The organism is Trichormus variabilis 0441 (assembly GCF_009856605.1).
GTDB classification, from domain to species: domain Bacteria; phylum Cyanobacteriota; class Cyanobacteriia; order Cyanobacteriales; family Nostocaceae; genus Trichormus; species Trichormus variabilis.
Window position 1 is genome coordinate 186,088 of record NZ_CP047244.1, and the last position, 17,384, is coordinate 203,471.

Annotated in this window: 19 protein-coding genes; 7 read left to right on the plus strand and 12 right to left on the minus strand. The window is 41.6% G+C overall.

Annotated features, from left to right (window positions below; all coding sequences use genetic code 11):
* Positions 1-31 precede the first annotated feature (31 nt).
* The 6 genes from GSQ19_RS29000 to GSQ19_RS29020 all read right to left on the minus strand — a co-directional run bounded on the left by GSQ19_RS29000 (position 32) and on the right by GSQ19_RS29020 (position 5,819).
* Complete coding sequence (locus GSQ19_RS29000; RefSeq protein WP_096560880.1) at positions 32-211, minus strand: hypothetical protein; 180 nt, start codon at positions 209-211, stop codon at positions 32-34.
* A 26-nt stretch (positions 212-237) separates the two neighbouring features.
* On the minus strand, positions 238-2,004 hold the full coding sequence (ltrA, locus tag GSQ19_RS29005) for a group II intron reverse transcriptase/maturase (protein ID WP_104010087.1): 1,767 nt from the start codon (positions 2,002-2,004) through the stop codon (positions 238-240).
* Between the two features lie 243 nt (positions 2,005-2,247).
* Entirely contained in the window at positions 2,248-2,370 is a 123-nt protein-coding gene (locus GSQ19_RS30390; protein ID WP_255449114.1) for a hypothetical protein, read from the minus strand.
* 218 nt (positions 2,371-2,588) lie between these two features.
* Positions 2,589-3,119 carry a hypothetical protein gene (locus GSQ19_RS29010; protein ID WP_011316868.1) on the minus strand — a complete coding sequence of 177 codons (531 nt, stop codon included), beginning with the start codon at positions 3,117-3,119 and terminating at the stop codon, positions 2,589-2,591.
* Positions 3,120-3,490: 371 nt separating this feature from the next.
* A complete protein-coding gene (locus tag GSQ19_RS29015; protein ID WP_011316869.1) occupies positions 3,491-4,057 on the minus strand; it encodes a DUF192 domain-containing protein in 567 nt (188 codons plus the stop codon).
* 124 nt (positions 4,058-4,181) lie between these two features.
* Positions 4,182-5,819, minus strand: a complete 1,638-nt coding sequence (locus tag GSQ19_RS29020) for an ATP-binding protein (RefSeq protein WP_011316870.1) — start codon at positions 5,817-5,819, stop codon at positions 4,182-4,184.
* Positions 5,820-6,018: 199 nt separating this feature from the next.
* Between GSQ19_RS29020 and GSQ19_RS29025 the strand changes: the two genes are divergently transcribed.
* Positions 6,019-6,597, plus strand: a complete 579-nt coding sequence (locus tag GSQ19_RS29025; protein WP_011316871.1) for a hypothetical protein — start codon at positions 6,019-6,021, stop codon at positions 6,595-6,597.
* A gap of 53 nt (positions 6,598-6,650) precedes the next feature.
* Here the strand turns inward: GSQ19_RS29025 and GSQ19_RS29030 are convergent, their stop codons facing one another.
* Entirely contained in the window at positions 6,651-7,304 is a 654-nt protein-coding gene (locus GSQ19_RS29030) for a helix-turn-helix transcriptional regulator (protein WP_011316872.1), read from the minus strand.
* A 174-nt stretch (positions 7,305-7,478) separates the two neighbouring features.
* Here GSQ19_RS29030 and GSQ19_RS29035 point away from each other — a divergent pair, with 174 nt between their 5' ends.
* The 5 genes from GSQ19_RS29035 to GSQ19_RS29055 all read left to right on the plus strand — a co-directional run bounded on the left by GSQ19_RS29035 (position 7,479) and on the right by GSQ19_RS29055 (position 13,355).
* Positions 7,479-8,378, plus strand: coding sequence for a helix-turn-helix domain-containing protein (locus GSQ19_RS29035; RefSeq protein ID WP_011316873.1), 900 nt, complete (start codon positions 7,479-7,481; stop codon positions 8,376-8,378).
* A gap of 183 nt (positions 8,379-8,561) precedes the next feature.
* Positions 8,562-9,701 carry an MFS transporter gene (locus GSQ19_RS29040; protein ID WP_011316874.1) on the plus strand — a complete coding sequence of 380 codons (1,140 nt, stop codon included), beginning with the start codon at positions 8,562-8,564 and terminating at the stop codon, positions 9,699-9,701.
* Between the two features lie 92 nt (positions 9,702-9,793).
* Positions 9,794-10,417, plus strand: a complete 624-nt coding sequence (locus tag GSQ19_RS29045) for an FMN-dependent NADH-azoreductase (protein WP_011316875.1) — start codon at positions 9,794-9,796, stop codon at positions 10,415-10,417.
* Positions 10,418-10,500: 83 nt separating this feature from the next.
* Positions 10,501-11,622 (plus strand): MFS transporter, encoded by a 1,122-nt coding sequence (locus GSQ19_RS29050; RefSeq protein ID WP_104010106.1) that lies wholly within the window; start codon positions 10,501-10,503, stop codon positions 11,620-11,622.
* 26 nt (positions 11,623-11,648) lie between these two features.
* Positions 11,649-13,355, plus strand: coding sequence for an iron uptake porin (locus tag GSQ19_RS29055; RefSeq protein ID WP_011316877.1), 1,707 nt, complete (start codon positions 11,649-11,651; stop codon positions 13,353-13,355).
* 185 nt (positions 13,356-13,540) lie between these two features.
* Here the strand turns inward: GSQ19_RS29055 and GSQ19_RS30395 are convergent, their stop codons facing one another.
* Complete coding sequence (locus tag GSQ19_RS30395; protein WP_255449079.1) at positions 13,541-13,672, minus strand: hypothetical protein; 132 nt, start codon at positions 13,670-13,672, stop codon at positions 13,541-13,543.
* 20 nt (positions 13,673-13,692) lie between these two features.
* On the opposite strand from GSQ19_RS30395, the gene GSQ19_RS29060 reads away from it, so the two are divergent.
* Complete coding sequence (locus tag GSQ19_RS29060; RefSeq protein ID WP_011316878.1) at positions 13,693-14,817, plus strand: RNA-guided endonuclease InsQ/TnpB family protein; 1,125 nt, start codon at positions 13,693-13,695, stop codon at positions 14,815-14,817.
* Positions 14,818-14,994: 177 nt separating this feature from the next.
* Here GSQ19_RS29060 and GSQ19_RS30400 read toward each other — a convergent pair whose 3' ends face one another.
* From GSQ19_RS30400 to GSQ19_RS29080, 4 genes are all read right to left on the minus strand, one after another.
* Positions 14,995-15,123 carry a hypothetical protein gene (locus GSQ19_RS30400; protein WP_255449080.1) on the minus strand — a complete coding sequence of 43 codons (129 nt, stop codon included), beginning with the start codon at positions 15,121-15,123 and terminating at the stop codon, positions 14,995-14,997.
* A gap of 141 nt (positions 15,124-15,264) precedes the next feature.
* Entirely contained in the window at positions 15,265-15,633 is a 369-nt protein-coding gene (locus tag GSQ19_RS29070; RefSeq protein ID WP_011316881.1) for a hypothetical protein, read from the minus strand.
* Positions 15,634-15,816: 183 nt separating this feature from the next.
* A complete protein-coding gene (locus GSQ19_RS29075; RefSeq protein WP_011316882.1) occupies positions 15,817-16,266 on the minus strand; it encodes a hypothetical protein in 450 nt (149 codons plus the stop codon).
* Between the two features lie 430 nt (positions 16,267-16,696).
* Positions 16,697-17,299 (minus strand): siphovirus Gp157 family protein, encoded by a 603-nt coding sequence (locus GSQ19_RS29080; RefSeq protein ID WP_011316883.1) that lies wholly within the window; start codon positions 17,297-17,299, stop codon positions 16,697-16,699.
* Between the last annotated feature and the right edge of the window lie 85 nt (positions 17,300-17,384).

Genomic DNA, 17,384 nt, shown 5'->3' on the forward strand with positions numbered 1-17,384 from the left:
ACTCGTGGTGGCTTTTTTGACGAGTGACGTATCAGCCTGTTACTAGTCCTGCGAGCAAGTCTCCGACTACAACTGTGAGGGCAACGATAATTGGTGTACGGGCGATTGTTTGGATGAAGTCGATAAAGAAATCACTTTCTTTAACTCTTCTACAGAACTGGACGTGAGAGTTTCCCCTCATCCAGCTCCTCAACAAATTGGCTTCTTTCATAAGTACCGCTTTTGACTCAGAGATATTTAAAAGGGATGAGCCTCTAGATAATCCTGTGTTAAAACTGAACGTGAGATTGACCCATCTGTAACAGTTTTAGTATCGTGACAATGGCGGTGGAGTAATTGGAGGTTGTTGTAAGAGTTTTTCCCTTTTCTAGATTTAGGAATAACATGGTCAACTTCCATCAAATCTCCATCACGGAAAAAGAGTCCGCAATGAGCGCATTTACCTTGTTGCTCTTTTAATAAAGTTGCAACTGTTGTAGGCGCTTCTGGGTGATGACCCATTCTGCAACTCCAGTAAACCCAATCTCCATCGTAGGGACTGCGATTATCTTTCACTTTGACGTGTCTGATAATTTTGGTATCACTGTGCTTAATAAGCTGATGACCATCAGGTGTACTAAAACACCATTTATTTGTTTGAGCTACTCTCCAGTATTTGTTAGCAATTTCGTGCTTACTACTGTGAGTACATCTATTAGTAGCCCAAGCACGCAGTTTTTGATAAGTTAAAAAGTCCGCTTTTGAAAAAGCTCTGCTACTGACACCGATAGAATAAAAGTTTGCCCACCCTTTGATCACAGGATTTAATTTACTGATGAGAGTTTCTTGTGGAGAGAGAGCATGGGTGTCAATTATTCGGGCGATGTGAAGCAAATGCTGTTTCAACTTATCCTTGCTTGGAGTAATCAGGGTTTTAAATCCAAGTAACTGACCATACGAATTTTTGGCACTTAGGTAGTTTCCTACGGGATATTGCCTAATATGAAATCCGAGAAAGTCAAAACCCAATTTTCCTTCATAAGATTGGAAAGTATGAGTTAAAGATGTTTTACTTGGTTTTAACTCTAGTCCGATGCCTTTTAACCAATCAGCAATTAGAGTTTGACATTTTTGAACTATGGAGAGGTCTTCATGGATGACCACAAAGTCATCTGCATATCTGATTAAGGCTGGTGGTCGAATTGTCCGCTTCTTACCATTAATTTTGCGGTCTATTCGCGGAAATGCCATCTTAATCTGATTTTCTAACCCATGTAAGGCAATATTTGCCAGCAAAGGAGATATAACGCCTCCTTGTGGTGTCCCTTCCAGGTTAGGAAATAAACTATCTCCATCTAACACCCCAGCCCTGAGCCATGCTTTGATTTGACGGCGTAGGCTGGGAAATGTGTTCAGTTTTGTCAATAATGCTTCATGGTTGATGCGTTCAAAGCACTTGCAAATATCAGCATCTAGCACATACTTTGCCTTTTGCTTGATATTAAGATAAATTGCACTAATTGCATCATGCACCGAACGCCCTGGTCGAAAGCCATAAGAATTAGGTTCAAAACGTGCTTCCCATTCGGGTTCTAGTGCCATTTTGACTAAGGCTTGCAATGCACGGTCATACATTGTGGGAATACCCAGAGGTCTTTTTTCTTGGGTTAGAGGCTTTGGTATCCAGACTCTTCGCACAGCATTTGCTTTGGAAGAGAGTTTGAGACGTTTAACCAGTTGCAAACGTTGGTGGGGTGTTAATAGTTTGACACCATCTACCCCAGCCGTCTTTTTCCCTTGATTATCCTGAGTTACCTTTCTGACCGCAATACATTTTGCTGACCAGGACTTGAGTAGGGTTTTCTGAAGCTGGCGAACTGTAGTGACATCTTCACGATTCGCGGCTTGGTATATTCTTTTTTGCAGCTTGTAAACTCGACGTTCCAGCTTCTTCCAGGGAATGGACTGCCATTGAATGGTCGGGTCAATTCGGGGTTTGTGCGGTTTGTCTTGTTCTGATTCCATCCTGAACTGTGGTTCGGCTTTAGACATATTACTGCTAGTGGAGACTATACCTTCCAAAATGTCGTGTGTCTGTCTGCATATCCCAGGCATTACTCTGGGCTTTGGCTTTTGACACATTCCCTTCCATTTATGGCTTGTGGGTGGTTCCCTACTTGAGTGCTAAAAACTCAAGAGCGCATAGATGGATTACTTCGTTCCGAATGACCATTGATTGAACCTTTAGAGTGACGCTCTCCACCGGGTTTAGAGGGAAGTGCTGACTGGTCGAGACTGGAATCGCCAGTTCCCTATTTCCTTGCCTTTTGGCTTGGGCTGATTAGCCGTCGTTGCCCATCCGACGTAACGATGGTTCAATCGCGTCTTCACATATAGTTACTCATGGGTTCTTGCTAGACAGGTTGCTGAGTACGGCTCTCAGAAGTCTGCCCTTCTTCCCCGCTTTACTCGTTTGATAACCAGTCTCCCGAATAGGGGAAGTGCTTTTACCGTTGCACTTACGGAGTAGGACTTTCACCTACATGATCATTCAGTTGTCATGGTTTTAAACCAAGCTAACTATCCCCCAGTATTTCTACTGGTTTCAGTTAAACGAATCGCACCCAGTCTTCGTCGTTTCTGGCTGCTTGAACAACCCTAATAAGACCAATACCCAGGTAAATTAGGAACAAACCGCGCAGTACCGCAAATACGTACCTAATAATATCTTCATTGACACCAGTAAAGTATTCTGTGAAGAAGTCCTCTGCGTTTTGCATGAACTGGGCATTTGCGGGTGCAGTGGCGATATCCAACATAAATACTACACCTACCAAGCAAAACAGGACAGTATAAATATTGATGCCATACTTGCGCTGCCATTTCTCAAAGTTGGAAAGTAGCAAGTTTGCTTCCTTGGGTAGTAACGCTACGATGCCAGTTCCAAACGCGAGTGATGCCATCACCATGTGGTGGAGTGAGATATCTGCAATCATCAAACCAGTACCAACTGCCATTAGTCCGGCGATGCTGGCGTTTTCTTTCCAGTTGCGACGGCGACGGCTGGGAGTAGAGTATCCGTATTCTTCGTTGCAAGGAATGCGATCGCTGCCAAAATCAGATTCGTAGTCTGTTCTCATAAAAAGATTATTTCAGAAATTAGTGGATGAAACTTTGTAGAGTAACTAAGGTCGAAACACTGCTTTTTACCAAAGTTTTTATTGGAGTAAATATCTGCTCCAACTTCTCACTTGTGAAATTATTTTATGAGATTAATAACCGTGAAATCATCTAAAAATTTTCTATTTTTAGACACTATGTTTTTCAGTAAATCATTCAGTGAAAACTCAGGCAAATTTGCTTGACAAGTTCCAATAATTAAATCAGTGATTGATTTCATAATGTTTGACCCCCGATATAGCCTATATCGGGGGTCAAACATTGATATATGAGGTAGTGTAATTACGGTTATTTACCGCTAGGTTGTTGTGATGGCTCAACTCTCTGCCAACTAATTCTGCGTTTTGTTTGTGTTGAAATCGAGTTGAAGTTTCTTGCCTACTTTGAGATTGAGGGTTTTAGTACTGTTAGCAGGTAATTCAATAACCTGGTTAACAGGATAAATTGAATCATATTTAGGACAGGTTTTGGTTTTGCAAGGGGGAGCTGCTTCTACGATTGATTTGATAACTCCATCTTGGAGGAATATCATATCTAAAGGAATATACGTATCCTTCATCCAAAGTTTAACTTTTTCAGGTTTGTTAAGGACAAATAACATTCCGTGATTCTCAGGAATCGAATTACGAAATTTGAGTCCGTGGGCATATTCTTTTCTATCGTCTGCTAATTCGAGTTGAACTGTTTGATTGTTACTGGTAAAGGTTGCGCCAATAGGTAAATACTGAGGCTGGCGAGTCCAAAAGTATAGCGGTAGGGGTGAGAGGGCAGCAGTAAAACCAGCAATTGGCCCAACAAATTTGATAAATTTGATGAATTTGTAAAATAGGCTTTTTTCTGGATTTTGTGCTTGTTTAGTTTGAATGTTGGTTTGAGCGGTTTGTCTTGTGACTTCCATAGTTTTAGCTAAATAAGATAGTAAAGTGTTTAGAAATGGCGAGCATTATGAACTGTTGAAATGTTTTAGTTACATTTGCTTTCGTCCAAACATGATGAAACTTTGAATTGATTTATGAGGCGTGCTAGCTGAAAATCTCAATGCTGCCAACAGCAAACTTGCTTTCGTCTAGGGGACTACTAGGTAAAGCTTGTTGGTCAGCTTTGTTACGCATCGATTCGACTCTATCGGCTTCGCGGATGGCAAGCGGGTTAATCTGACGGCGTTCTTCTAGTAATGCCTCGATTGTTAGTTCAAGTGCTGGGAGTTGGCTTTCTGAGTAGGTATCTTCTGTTATGGTTTCGCAGAATATCGTACTAGCGGCGCGTTCTACAATTGTCTGGATTTCTGCACCTACACAACGATTGGTGGCTTTTAGAATTCTGCGCCACTGTTCTTCACTCCAAGGGTCGCCGCCATTGCGAAAGCGTTCGTCAAACCGGGCGGCGTGCAGTTTGAAGATACTATATCTTTCTCCATTATTGGGCAAATCTACTTTAAATAAATAGTCAAACCGTCCAGCACGGGTGAGTTCGGGTGGCAGCCATTCCATGCGGTTAACTGACGCAATGACCAGTACATCTGACGTGCGCTCTTGCATCCACGTCAACAGCTGACCAGCCAGCCGTTTGGCGAGGTCATCATCCCCGGCGAAGCCTTTATCAAAGTCGTCGAAGTACAAAATTACTTGATTGAGCCTATCTGCCAGTCGCAACAAGCGTTTGAGTTTCATTTCTGCTTGGTTGCCAAAACTTCTAAAGTTGCCCCAATCGACCATGATGAGGGGAATACCCATGTTCTGGGAACAGGCTTTTGCTGAGTGTGATTTTCCCGTCCCTGGTGGCCCCACAAGCATAATCCCCTTGGGTACACGCAGATTGTATTGTTTGGCACGCGGGGTAAGCAATCGCTTGAACTTTTTGAATGACTGCTGCATGAGTTCTAACCCACCAAGTTGTACTTTTGGTGGAGGTAAGAATTCGATGTCATACAAGCGGTTGAGCAATTGAATTTTTTTTGCTAGTAGAAGCTTTGCTATCTCACTGGAATTTCCTAAGTCATGACTTTTTCTAATATCAGTTAGGCAAGAAATAATATCAGAAATATACAGACCAGCACTAGCGTTAGCAATTTCTAAATAGTCTTGTTCAGTATAAATTAAAGAAAATAAATTACTGCTAATTAAACTAGTAATTATTTCTTGTGTATCTGGTAATTCTTGGCTCCAAAGGGGTATTTCTGCTGCTATTTCGCTTGCTATCTCGGCATTTGCTCCTAGTAATATGGTAGTCTTATCACTATTGTTTGTATGAAATTTTAGATTAACTAGAGATGACTTAATCCATTCTGATAGAAAAATAAATTCAGTATCTTTAGTTATGCTTTCTTTTAACCAAGGAAAAATATTCTCAATGATTAGTACTCCAGTGCCAGAATAAACCCTCCAAAAATTGAGTACTTGAAAATAGTCTTCTGTATTTTGTTTTATGGAAGGTTTATAGTCCTCAAATTCTTGAAAAATAAGATTATTTTCGGTGCTGATGGCTAATTCTTTAATACTGTCCTCGCTTAAATTCCATATATAGACTTTTTTACCTACTTGCTGACAGGAAGTAGTAATACGAATGAGGAAGCGGTGACGTTCTTGGAGGGGGGATTCACAGGCGATGATTGGATAATTGTCCGCAAGCAGGTCTTCTAGATACTCAAAGCTAGACTTCATCTTAATTGCTTGTAGCGTAATCAGAAGCAATCTTATCTAGAAGGGATGCTGTACGATAACTGATAATTTTCTAATTTCTAAATCCAAAAAATTAGAAAAAAGTTGGTTTCTTTTCAGTATTTTGTTGATTGTGTAATGATGTTGTAAATTTAGATAATTGCCAAGAACTCTGATTTTCCAAGTTTTTCGGTTTTCAGTTATGGCTAAAACACCGGAATATCCAATTGTTGTTATTCCAGAGTTAGTTAAAGAGAAAAAACAGTTTACCCCATTAGTTTTTCCATCTGGACAAGGAGATGCACCAATTGGGGCAAGTGAGGGGTTGTTTGAAAATGTTCTCAAACATTATTTTGGTGAAATTGTTTCTCCCCAGCAGGTGATGTTTCCACCAGGGCATCAATTACCATTTACGGCTGATTTTCTGTTGATTGAACCAAATACTGGCTTACACATAGACTTGGAGGTTGATGAACCTATCTCATTTGCAACTGGCAAGCCCACTCACTGTATCGGCGATGATGACTATAGAAACAAGTGTTTTGTCGATGCAAACTGGTTGGTTATCCGGTTTGCAGAAGAACAAGTCTCATCTCAACCAGAACGCTGTGCTCGATTTATTGCTGGTGCGATCGCCCAACTAACAGATAATAATACTTATCGCCAGAAGCTACTTCATGTAGAGAAAGTTACTCCTCTGCGCCAGTGGTCTGCACATCAAGCTTCCAGATTAAAGAAAAGTGATTACCGTCAAGGTTATCTTGGTCAGAGGTTACTTTGAGGTTAAAGCTATGCCAGATAAGCATTGTACTCTTCTTTCTTCTTTAGTTTTGTTTAAGTACTGATAACCAGATATACACAACATCTATCGCCCGCCAAAATGTGTTCAATTCGTTCAATGCTCACATCGTCACCTAAAGCCGCTTGAAAGATTTCTAACTCCATCTGACACAGCCCAGTACAAGCAGTTGCCACCGCACAAATGGGGCAATGTTTTTCAGCGAAGAGAAAGGTGCCATCGGCTTGATCTGTGACCTCTGCCATGTAGCCTTCCTCAGTTCGCTGCGCTGCTAACGCTTCTAGTTGCTGTTGAAGCGGAGTATGGCGAGGTACGATCGCTCGATACGCTTGAATTTGTTCGCGAGTTCTAACTTCCAGTAGCCGATCAAATCCCTCTTCACCAAATGCCTCTTTCATTGAGTTAATCAGACCCAACGTTAACTCAGCGTAGCGATCGGGGAAAAAACGATCGGCAGCAGGCGTTAACTCCCATAACTTGGCAGGTCGTCCCATTGGACGCGCTTGTTTCTGGTACGTCACCAATCCTTCTTTTTGCAAAGCGTAGAGATGCTGCCGCACTGCCATTGCAGTGATGTTCAAGTAGGAGGCGAGCGTTTCCGCATCTATCGATCCTTCTTGCTTGAGCCGTTTGACAACCGCCTGTCGAGTCCGAATGCTAGTTGATTCTACTGGTCGATCAGTTTTCATAATCAACAAATTAAAGAAAAGTCTTTACAAAGTCAAGCAGGATACTTATGATGATTCTAAAGATTTATCTTTAGAAACTAAATTAAGCTGTAATGCAGTCTAGCACCTAGGAAAAACAAATATTACTATCCATTATTTTGAAGCCATGTACAGTCCAAGGAAGTAAAGCAAGCAATGTTAGCCTCAGACTTGTTAGTTATTGACTTTGCTCAAAAGGATGACGTGCTAAAGCTTTACCCTGAAGCGCCCCTACTTTCCAGCGACAAAGCTCAATGGGATGGTATTCAACTGCAATATCATCGGCATCCGCCACATCAGCTTTCAGAAAATCATTCCAAGCAGCATCGCATTATCATTCACGATCGCAGTCCTTCGCCGCCAATGGTTGAAGAGATGATCGAACATCGCTTTCAAAAGCGGCAATTTGGGTATGGCGATGTGACGGTTGTGCCAGCTGATGTCCTAAATTCGGCTTATTGGAACACCGAGTACGAATTTATTACCCTCAGTTTTGAGGCGAGGACGTTTGCACGTCATACCTTCGATCTGACAACTGCCACTGATATCGAGCTTGTCCCCAGTTTCAGCAAACCTGACCAGCTGATTTACAGTCTTGGCTTCGCGCTCAAGTCAGAGCTGGAGTCTAGCGGAGTTGGCAGTCGTCTCTATATTGATTCGCTAACAGCTGCTTTGATGACTCATTTGTTACGGCATTACTCAGCCCAAAGATCCATCTCTAGACCTCAGAGTGGTTTAGCCAAATGCCAATTGCAGAAGGTGATTGATTTCATTAATCAAAACCTTGAACAGGACTTGGCACTTGCGGAACTAGCAGCCATTGTGCAAATGAGTCCGAGTTATTTTTCAACGTTATTCAAACATTCAACCGGGTTAGCACCGCATCAGTATGTGATTCAGTGCAGAGTAGATCGTGCCAAGCAATTGCTACGACAAAGTAACCTAACGATCGCAGAAATTGCCTACAGTCTTGGCTTCACCCATCAAAGCCACCTCAGCCGACACTTCAAACGATTGGTGGGTGTAAGTCCCAAAGTATTTATTAAAAGTCAGTAAGAATGTGTCCAAAAACTCAAGAATGTGCAAGACAGCATTGAGGCGGTTTTGTAGAGTTATTTTATAAAGATTATTCTTTATAAAGTGCAGCTATAGCAGCTGAAGTTTGCTGGAACAATCGCATATTTGATGCAAAACCAAGGCTTTTTTGACAGATACAACTTGGATTTCAGGAGTTTCACAATGAAACGACCCCAGTTCATTGTGGCAGTAGCCATTTTCCTCATCACCCACGCAACGAATTTGCAAATTCCCCTGTACGGTACTTATGCAAAGATGGCAGGTTTTGGTAGTGGTGTTTCGGCGATCGTTTTCTCAACCTATATTGCAGGATTGGTGCCAACGCTGCTTCTGCTGGGTGGAGCCTCTGACCGGATTGGACGCAAAATTGTCATCCTCACAAGTTTGCTATTAGCTTGTGTCGCAACGTTTTTAATGATTGTTCAGCCGAATATCTACACGCTGTTCGTCACACGAGTTCTACAAGGAATTAGTGTTGGTTTCATGACTGGAACAGGAACGGCATACCTATCAGCGCTAATGCCACAAAATGCCACGAAGGTTGCTGCTTACGTCAGCTTAACTACTGCTTTGGGCTTTTCCAGTGGTGCGCTGTTTACGAATGCCACTTTGTTTTATCGCTATTCACTGGTGCCGCTTAGCTATTGGGTCGTCTTTATTCTCCTTCTAGGCTGTATTAGTTTAGCTATTAGTATTCCAGAACAGGCAACGGCTTCAGCAGCGTTGATCCGGCTGCCAAGTTTCTCAATGGGCGCAGTTTGGGCAGGGTTAGCGATCGCATTGGCATGGTCTTTGGCAGGAATTGTCGGTGTCATTTTACCTACCCAGCTAACAAGATATGGGCTACCGAACTGGGCAGGTCTAATGCTATTCATCATTACGATCGCAGGGGTTGTGTTTCAACCTTTTGCCCGTCGGCTAGAGGCACGGCGATCGCTTCAGATCGGTGCTGTCCTGCTGGTAACTGGCTATTTTAGCTTCACATGTGGAGCATGGCTTGGTCATTTAGGGTTGGTGCTGGCAGGAGTGGCGATCGCTGGAACGGCGTGCTACGGGTTCACCTACCTGGGCGGATTGGCTGAAGTGGTACAGATAAGCGGCACTCAATCTGCGAGATTCACCTCTGGCTATTTTGTCTGCGCTTATTTGGGGTACGGCATCCCTGTAATTCTGATTGGCTTTGTGTCTGACAAATTTGGCGTGATGCAGGCGTTATTTGGCTTTGGCGCAGTCTTGCTGGTTTGCAATGCCCTACTCTTTGTCAGATATCAACGAATAGCAAAAAACCAGTATCTTGCTTAGTCATCTTGATTTATAAGCTGCAATCTTACTCATACAACACCTGATGTAATTGTTTTTTTGACTCTACAAACAGGTTTTAAGAGGATTAATCCATGAAACTTTTGCACCTTGATTCTAGCCCACGCGGCGAGCGCTCTATCTCACGCTCCTTAACCCAACAATTTGTGAGTTTGTGGAAACAAATGCATCTAGATGTTCCTGTCATTTATCGCGATTTAGGACGTTATCCAGTACCCGCGATCGATGAAGCGTGGATTGCTGCTGCGTTTTGTCCTCCAGCTCAACTCACTCCAGAATTACAATCTGCCTTGATGATTTCCGATGAGTTGATTGCTGAACTGCTGGCGGCAAACCTCTATATCTTTGGCATTCCTATGTACAACTATAGTGTACCTGCCAGTTTCAAAGCATACATCGATCAGATTGTGAGAGTCAGACGGACGTTTGTGGTGAGTGCTGATGGTTACGAAGGACTGTTAAAAGATAAAAAAGTGCTGGTAATTACAACACGAGGCGGAAGCTATGCAGGCGAACCACTCGATTTTCAAGAGCCTTATTTGCGTGCAGTGTTTGGCTTCATTGGTATAACTGATGTCACGTTTATCCATGCCGAAAATCTGGCAATCGGGTCTGAAGAACGACAACTAGCGATTGCAACTGCTCATGAAGCCATTCAACAAGTTGTAAAAACTTGGCAATCTAGTACCTGCATCTGAATCGAGCGACTAAGTTCTGCATTGCCTGCAATGCCTTGCTCTCTATCTTTTCAATGATTATGAATCGCAATATCGTTTGGCTAATGGCAATTACCAGTGGGGCTGCTGCTGCCAACCTGTATTACAACCAACCCCTGCTTGCAGCAATTACTCAGAATTTGAACGCCTCTGTTCAAGACGTAGGATTAATTCCGACGTTGGGACAAATTGGCTATGCAATGGGCAACTTTTTCATCGTTCCTCTCGGCGATCTTCTAGAGCGCAGACGTTTGCTCGTTAACATGCTCATTGGAACTGCTCTAGCTTTAGCTGCGGCTGCTGTTTCTCCTACCATTGGCTGGTTAATTATTGCTAGCTTCATCGTTGGGGTAACGACGATCGTACCTCAGATTGCGGTTCCCTTTGCAGCTTTACTTGCTCCTGCGGCAATGCGGGGCAAAGTTGTCGGCACAGTCATGAGCGGACTGCTGATTGGCATTCTTCTTGCCCGGACGGTGAGTGGCTTCGTTGGTGCAGAACTAGGTTGGCGGTCGATGTATTGGATTGCGAGTGGCGTAATGTTGATGTTAGCGCTCGTTCTGTTTAGTGTGCTGCCCAACAGTCAGCCTGCGGTCATGTTTACTTACCGAGAATTGATGCGATCGATGTTGAAGTTGGTTCGAGAGCCTATCTTGCAAGAAGCTTCAATTACAGGTGCAATGGCTTTCGGGGCATTTAGCGTTTTTTGGAGTACCTTGATTTTTCTATTAGAACAACCACCTTATCAATATGGCAGCGAGGTCGCTGGGTTGTTTGGGTTGATTGGGGTCGTTGGAGCCGCAAGCGCGCCACTAGCTGGCAAACTTGCCGATCGCAGAAGTCCGAGACTCGCGATTGCACTGGGCTTACTCGCAACTGCTGTGTCTTTCCTGGTGTTCTGGTTGTTTGGATACCAACTATGGGGACTGATTGTTGGCGTGATTTTGTTAGATATGGGGGTACAGGTGACAACAGTATCCAACCAGGCATTGATTTACAGGCTACCTGAAGAAACGCATAGCCGTTTGAATGCGCTGTTTGTCACATTCTATTTCTTTGGTGGCGCGATCGGTTCATTCCTGGGTGCTTACGGCTGGAATCTCTGGCGATGGAATGGAGTTTGTACCGCCGGGATGTTTTTGTCGATCATTGCTTTTGCAGCACTCACGCTTGGACGTAAGCGCTAACCCTTCTAAAAATCTACTACTGAAGTATGCAAAATTATTGGTTTGCAAATTTTCATATACTGGGTTGTTTGAGTGTTTTGAGCTTCGTCATCCTCAATCATGCAACTCCTTCCCTAGCCAAGACTGTTGAGTCTTTAACTTTTGAGGAAAAACAAGCAACAGAGGATGTCCCTACACTTTCTCCTGTTGTTCCAACTTCAATTACTCAGCTAATTCATCAAATTATTCCTCAAGAATCAGACGCAACGCTACAAGGACAAGTGACTTCAGTAAATCAACTGGATGATGTTCAACCGACAGATTGGGCATTTCAGGTGCTTCAGTCTTTGATCTCTCGATATAACATTCTTACAGGCTATCCAGCCCAAACTTTTCGGGGCGATGTCTCACGACAAGCCGCTTTGCATCTAAGAGCAATGACTCGCGACGAATTTGCACTAGCATTGAACATAACACTTAAACAAATCAGCGAACAAATTGCTCAAGGAACTGGTTCACGAATATCTCGTGATGATTTAGAGACACTACAACGACTTCAAGAAGAGTTTTCTGGCGAACTCAGCACACTACAAGAACGTGTAGATGGATTAGCAGCCCGAACTGCTAAGTTGGAAGCAAGTCAGTTCTCGACAACCACCACATTCTCAGGAATAGTTGTATTTGGAGTCACTGGCGGAGGCTTTAGCGGCGATCGCATTGTTGATGTCACAGGTAGAGAAATTGCGACAAAAGATCCAAACCTTACATTCCTTTACCGAGCTACCCTAGACTTCACTACAAGTTTTAATGGAACAGATGCGCTAGAACTCTGGCTGGAAATTGGCAGCAATGGGGCAGATGACAATGCAGCAGGATTGTTAGAACCCAGTTTTGGCAGCGTTTTAGACTATTCAGCCAAACCCCCTGTTGAAGAGTTTGGCGTGTCCCGTCTGAATTATACCTTTTCTCTATCTGAGGATTTGACGCTTTCCCTAGGCCCAGTCATCAGTCTTACTGACTATGTAGACTTAAACCGCTATGCAAATGTCAGTTTTCTAGACTTCTCTACGCAAGCGTTGGTAAATAACTATATTCTTTTCCCAGTTCAAGGGCTAGGAGCGGGTGCTGCTATCAGGTGGAATCCGAATGAAGGCGCATTTACGGCACGAGCTGCTTATGTGGCGGCATCTGCGAGTCGGTCGAAAATAGAGAGTTCATCTCCAGTTCCTGGTATTTTCCCACTGGGATACATTCTTTATCCCAACGGACGAGGAGAAGGAGGGCTGTTTGGCGATCCTTATCAAGGAATCATTGAGTTAGAATACGCTCCTTCTAGAATGTTTGCGCTACGCTTGCAATATACGAGCGGTAGTATTTTAGGAGGGAACTTTGATGTCTTTGGAGCCAACTTGGAATTGACGCTTTCAGACCGTTTTGCTGTTTTTGGACGCTACGGTTACGGTAGCTACGCTGATACTGCCTTTGGTGATTTAAAGCCTAGCTATTGGATGGCAGGTGTAGCTTTTCTGGATCTATTCATTGAAAATGCTCTGGCAGGCATAGCTGTAGGTCAGCCGTTTATCGCAAGTGAAATAGGAGATTCAACACAAACGAATTTCGAGGCTTTCTACAATTTTCCAATTAATGACAATATCCGTGTCACACCTGTATTTCAAGTGATTACAAATCCAGCTAATCAAAGCGTCAATGGCACAATCCTTACAAGTACACTCCGCACCGTCTTCTCGTTCTAACAAACCTCTGTTTAGCGAACAAAGGTAAGGAGATCGCATATCAATAGAACTGGGTACAACGCGAAAAAGTGGGGTCAGACCATTAGTTGTTAGGAATTCTAATTCAGGATGAGTCTTTGCATATTCGACTAGTTTCTCAATTTGGGATTTGATTTGGGGAAGGGGAATTGACCGGATACCCTTATTTAGGTCTTTGGTTGCGATCGCCCAGGATTGTCCTTGTCGTCCTTGGGGATTACAAAAAACATGGGTTTAAAGCCTCGCCCTTGAAGGGCGACTTTGCTTAATTTAGGAAGAATCTGAGTTTTTAGCTTCATATTTTTGGTAAAATACTAATATGAAGACACTGAAGTTTAAGCTATATCAACACAAAAGAAATAGACACCTTAAGCGCATTATTAATGCGGCTGGGGTAATCTACAATCATTGCATTGCTCTACACAAACGCTACTACAGAATGTGGGGCAATCACTTGAGTTGTGCAAAACTTCAGTCTCATATTGCCAAATTAAGAAAACGTAATTTATTCTGGCAATCGCTAGGTTCTCAAGCAGTACAAGATATCTGTCAACGCATAGAGAAAGCCTATCAACTATTTTTTAAACACAATAAAAAAGGAGTTAGACCACCAGGATTTAAAAAGGTTAAAAAATACAAATCATTCACTCTCAAACAAGCTGGTTATAAGTTTTTAGGTAGCAACAGGGTGAAAATTGGGCATCGAGTATATCAATTTTGGAAGTCTAGAGACATTGAGGGAACAGTTAAAACCTTAACCATTAAACGCACACCATTAGGTGAATTGTTTATGGTTGTAGTGGTTGATAATGTTAGTCAAGCAGAAATTGAAGTTAAGACGGGTAAAATCGCTGGCTTTGATTTTGGGTTGAAAACATTCCTCACTTGCTCAGACGGTACTAAAATTGAATCACCCCAATTTTTCAAGCAGTCACTCAACGCCATCAAAAAAGCCAGCAGACAGCATTCCAAAAAACTAAAGAGTTCATCCAACAGGGAGCGAGCTAGGAAAAATTTGGTACGCAAATATGAAGATATTTCTCATCGTCGGCGTGATTGGTTTTGGAAATTGGCCCATGAACTAACAGATAAGTTTGATATACTGTGTTTTGAGACGCTGAACCTCAAGGGAATGCAACGACTTTGGGGAAGAAAAATATCAGATTTGGCGTTTGGCGAGTTCCTACAAATTTTAAAATGGATTGCTAAAAAGAAGAATAAACTGGTTGTTTTCATCGACCAGTGGTATCCATCCACTAAGACTTGCTCTGGCTGTGGACACGTTCTAGAAGAGTTGGATTTATCTATTAGAGAATGGCGTTGCCCATCTTGCCAATCAGTAAATGGAAGGGATGAAAACGCATCTAAAGTAATTTGTGCAGTCGGGGCATCGACTGTTGGGTTAGGGGATGTAAGTCGGTATGAAACTGCTATCGCTGTTTGAGCCTAGAATCCCCACGCCTTTAGGCTGGGGAGTATGTCAACGTATTCTGCATTGCAGTACTGTCGCGCAAATAAAGCACTTCCAGCACCATGTCTTCCTTGTGTGTTGCTGCCAAATACAAAAATCTGGTTTTTTGCTAGTTTGATAATTCTATCAGGAATAATTTTGTAGGGATGATTATTTGACATTTGGTTCTTTTACCCAAAAGAAAAGATTGGGATATCTGTGGTTAAATTTTTTTACTTCTGCTTGAGCAGCAGTTAGGTTATCCCATAACTCCATCTCTCCATAATCACCTTTCATCATTGCTTCTTGTCTAGAATTTGGATGATTGAAAATTAGGGGTGTTGCGTCTTTACTAGAATTTTTTCTTCGCCAACAAATACAATACTTGTCCATTTTATATAAACTGATAATAGAATTAATTACTATCAGTTTATATTTTTATTATGCTGACTGTTTAATCTGGCTTAGAGCTATTAACATTTCTTCTCGATTGAGGTGTCGTTTCTTGCCTGTTTTAGATAATTGGATAGCGTAACTCCATTTTATTCCAGCTTGGGAGCATCTTTTTCTTAACTGTTGAACAGTGATATGTTTGTTTGTAGATACTTGATTTTTGTTGGATATCTGAAGTTTGGATTTATCAGTTAAGTTTTCAATTTTACTTACAGTGGGTTTTATGGATGTAGTGCAATTGCAGTGCTTTTCAAAAGCGATAGATATCTCTAGCAAGAATTGGAAAATGAAGAGAGTAGAAAATCCGTAAATAAGAATGTAGAGAAGCCCTGTTAGCATACATTGTGCTAATTCCATTGTTTTAACTCCTGTTGATATAATTAGTAACTGGCTATTTAATGAAGCGGTATACCAGCCTTCTATTTATATCAAAGCGTTAGCTTGTGTAAATTTACTCTGAATAAAAGAATCGATAATAAATTAATGGTGTAATAGTGATGAAATATCTTGGTCTTGGTTTGCTTAGATAAAGATGTCACTCTACATATATCTAACAACTGTTCTAATATTATCAACTAACTGTATTATCATATTCCAAATAGCTTTCCAGCCAAGTATCATTCCCCAAAATCCGCTAACAAATAGACCAAGTACTGATTTAAGGAAGATAACTCCCCTGTAATTTATCTCGACATTTGATTCGACTTTGGCATAGATAACACCATCCTCAATTTTATTTTTCAAATTTTTCATTTTTTGTTCTTCTTCTCTAATCCTTCTTTCTTCTTGCACTTTCCAGCCCCAAGGAACAAATCCCAAAATAATCGAAATGGGAAGGTAAAATGGCCAGTTATATATGTAGCCAAGAGAAGCATATATGATGAAAAAAGTTAGCCCCAAACCAGTACGCCAAACCAAGCACCAAATAATAAATAAACTGTTGATAATAGCGTTACGGATAACTATACTTCGATTTTGATGATATGACATTTGAAGATGTCTCCCGATAGCTAATATTTAATTTTTATTTATGGTGATTGCATACCTTAAGATTAAACTTAAGGCTAGTTTGAATTATCATCTTGATAGTGGAAAATTTGAAAATACATACACAATTGCAATCACCTACTGAACCACATCACAGAAGGTTAAATATACCAATCTATTGTAACGATGTTTGTACCTAGTCCGGCACATAATTACTGCTGCTAAAATTGATATTTACTGTTTTATCAATTATATATTCACTGATTTTAAATCTAAGCAAAGTTTTGATGATTTTTTTAATAAGTTTAAAATTGAGGTATAGTTTTTAGAAAAAATAAAAATGATTAAGATTTAACTCTTAACCATTTGATGATATATTTGTAAAATGATGGGATATACCTGTGTTTGATTTACATGGTTGAGGCGTATGCCATTAGTTGTGGTTTTTCTTGTTGCGCCCCTTAGTAGCTGATTGCACCTTAAACCGTACTTGTTTGCCAATAGTTATCTCAGCAACATCGCTAATATCTTTACCAGATTTATAGGCTTCAAGAATTGCCTTATTATTAGCTTGGTACTTAATAACTCTAAATTCATCAGGAAAATCTTGATCGTCTACCTCTACTAGTAAATTAGCGACTTTGGGTGGGTTATCCCTGATTTCAATTACCCTTTCCTTACCAATATTTTTGTCACTGATTAATCCAATCTCGTGCAGATGGATCAGGGTACGCTTGATTTGTTCAAGTTGAGTTTTACGACGTGAAATTACCCGATCGTGGAGTTCGGCTACTCGTGCTTTTCTTTCTTCCCAGGTTTCAAGGTCAAGATTTAACTGGTCTACTACCCAGGCGATCGCATCAATTTTGGTTTCGATACCATCTTGAACACCCATAAGTTCTTGTACGAGTTGTTCTACTTTACCTTCTTCGCCTAACTCGCTTGCTTCTTCTATCTGTGACCAGAGTTTAGCAGCATCTAAGCTTAACTCTTTGAGCGTGAGTTGATTGATTTCGCGTTCAATTGCTTGAGTCATGATTTACTTTTTGATATGAAAAACCAGTAGCAGTTACCTAGTTACCTGCTACTGCTTGTTTACTAGGAAGAGGTGATGCTTGAAG

Excerpts from the sequence above, each read along its gene's own strand:
- GSQ19_RS30400 (WP_255449080.1), bottom strand. The coding sequence starts at position 15,123 with ATGATGAAAGGTGATTATGGAGAGATGGAGTTATGGGATAACCTAACT.
- GSQ19_RS29035 (WP_011316873.1), top strand. The coding sequence starts at position 7,479 with ATGTTAGCCTCAGACTTGTTAGTTATTGACTTTGCTCAAAAGGATGAC.
- GSQ19_RS29080 (WP_011316883.1), bottom strand. The coding sequence starts at position 17,299 with ATGACTCAAGCAATTGAACGCGAAATCAATCAACTCACGCTCAAAGAG.
- GSQ19_RS29015 (WP_011316869.1), bottom strand. The coding sequence starts at position 4,057 with ATGGAAGTCACAAGACAAACCGCTCAAACCAACATTCAAACTAAACAA.
- GSQ19_RS29010 (WP_011316868.1), bottom strand. The coding sequence starts at position 3,119 with ATGAGAACAGACTACGAATCTGATTTTGGCAGCGATCGCATTCCTTGC.
- ltrA (WP_104010087.1), bottom strand. The coding sequence starts at position 2,004 with ATGGAATCAGAACAAGACAAACCGCACAAACCCCGAATTGACCCGACC.
- GSQ19_RS29000 (WP_096560880.1), bottom strand. The coding sequence starts at position 211 with ATGAAAGAAGCCAATTTGTTGAGGAGCTGGATGAGGGGAAACTCTCAC.
- GSQ19_RS29060 (WP_011316878.1), top strand. The coding sequence starts at position 13,693 with ATGAAGACACTGAAGTTTAAGCTATATCAACACAAAAGAAATAGACAC.
- GSQ19_RS29050 (WP_104010106.1), top strand. The coding sequence starts at position 10,501 with ATGGCAATTACCAGTGGGGCTGCTGCTGCCAACCTGTATTACAACCAA.
- GSQ19_RS29030 (WP_011316872.1), bottom strand. The coding sequence starts at position 7,304 with ATGAAAACTGATCGACCAGTAGAATCAACTAGCATTCGGACTCGACAG.
- GSQ19_RS30395 (WP_255449079.1), bottom strand. The coding sequence starts at position 13,672 with ATGAAGCTAAAAACTCAGATTCTTCCTAAATTAAGCAAAGTCGCCCTT.
- GSQ19_RS29020 (WP_011316870.1), bottom strand. The coding sequence starts at position 5,819 with ATGAAGTCTAGCTTTGAGTATCTAGAAGACCTGCTTGCGGACAATTAT.
- GSQ19_RS29040 (WP_011316874.1), top strand. The coding sequence starts at position 8,562 with ATGAAACGACCCCAGTTCATTGTGGCAGTAGCCATTTTCCTCATCACC.
- GSQ19_RS29075 (WP_011316882.1), bottom strand. The coding sequence starts at position 16,266 with ATGTCATATCATCAAAATCGAAGTATAGTTATCCGTAACGCTATTATC.
- GSQ19_RS29070 (WP_011316881.1), bottom strand. The coding sequence starts at position 15,633 with ATGGAATTAGCACAATGTATGCTAACAGGGCTTCTCTACATTCTTATT.
- GSQ19_RS29025 (WP_011316871.1), top strand. The coding sequence starts at position 6,019 with ATGGCTAAAACACCGGAATATCCAATTGTTGTTATTCCAGAGTTAGTT.
- GSQ19_RS29055 (WP_011316877.1), top strand. The coding sequence starts at position 11,649 with ATGCAAAATTATTGGTTTGCAAATTTTCATATACTGGGTTGTTTGAGT.
- GSQ19_RS29045 (WP_011316875.1), top strand. The coding sequence starts at position 9,794 with ATGAAACTTTTGCACCTTGATTCTAGCCCACGCGGCGAGCGCTCTATC.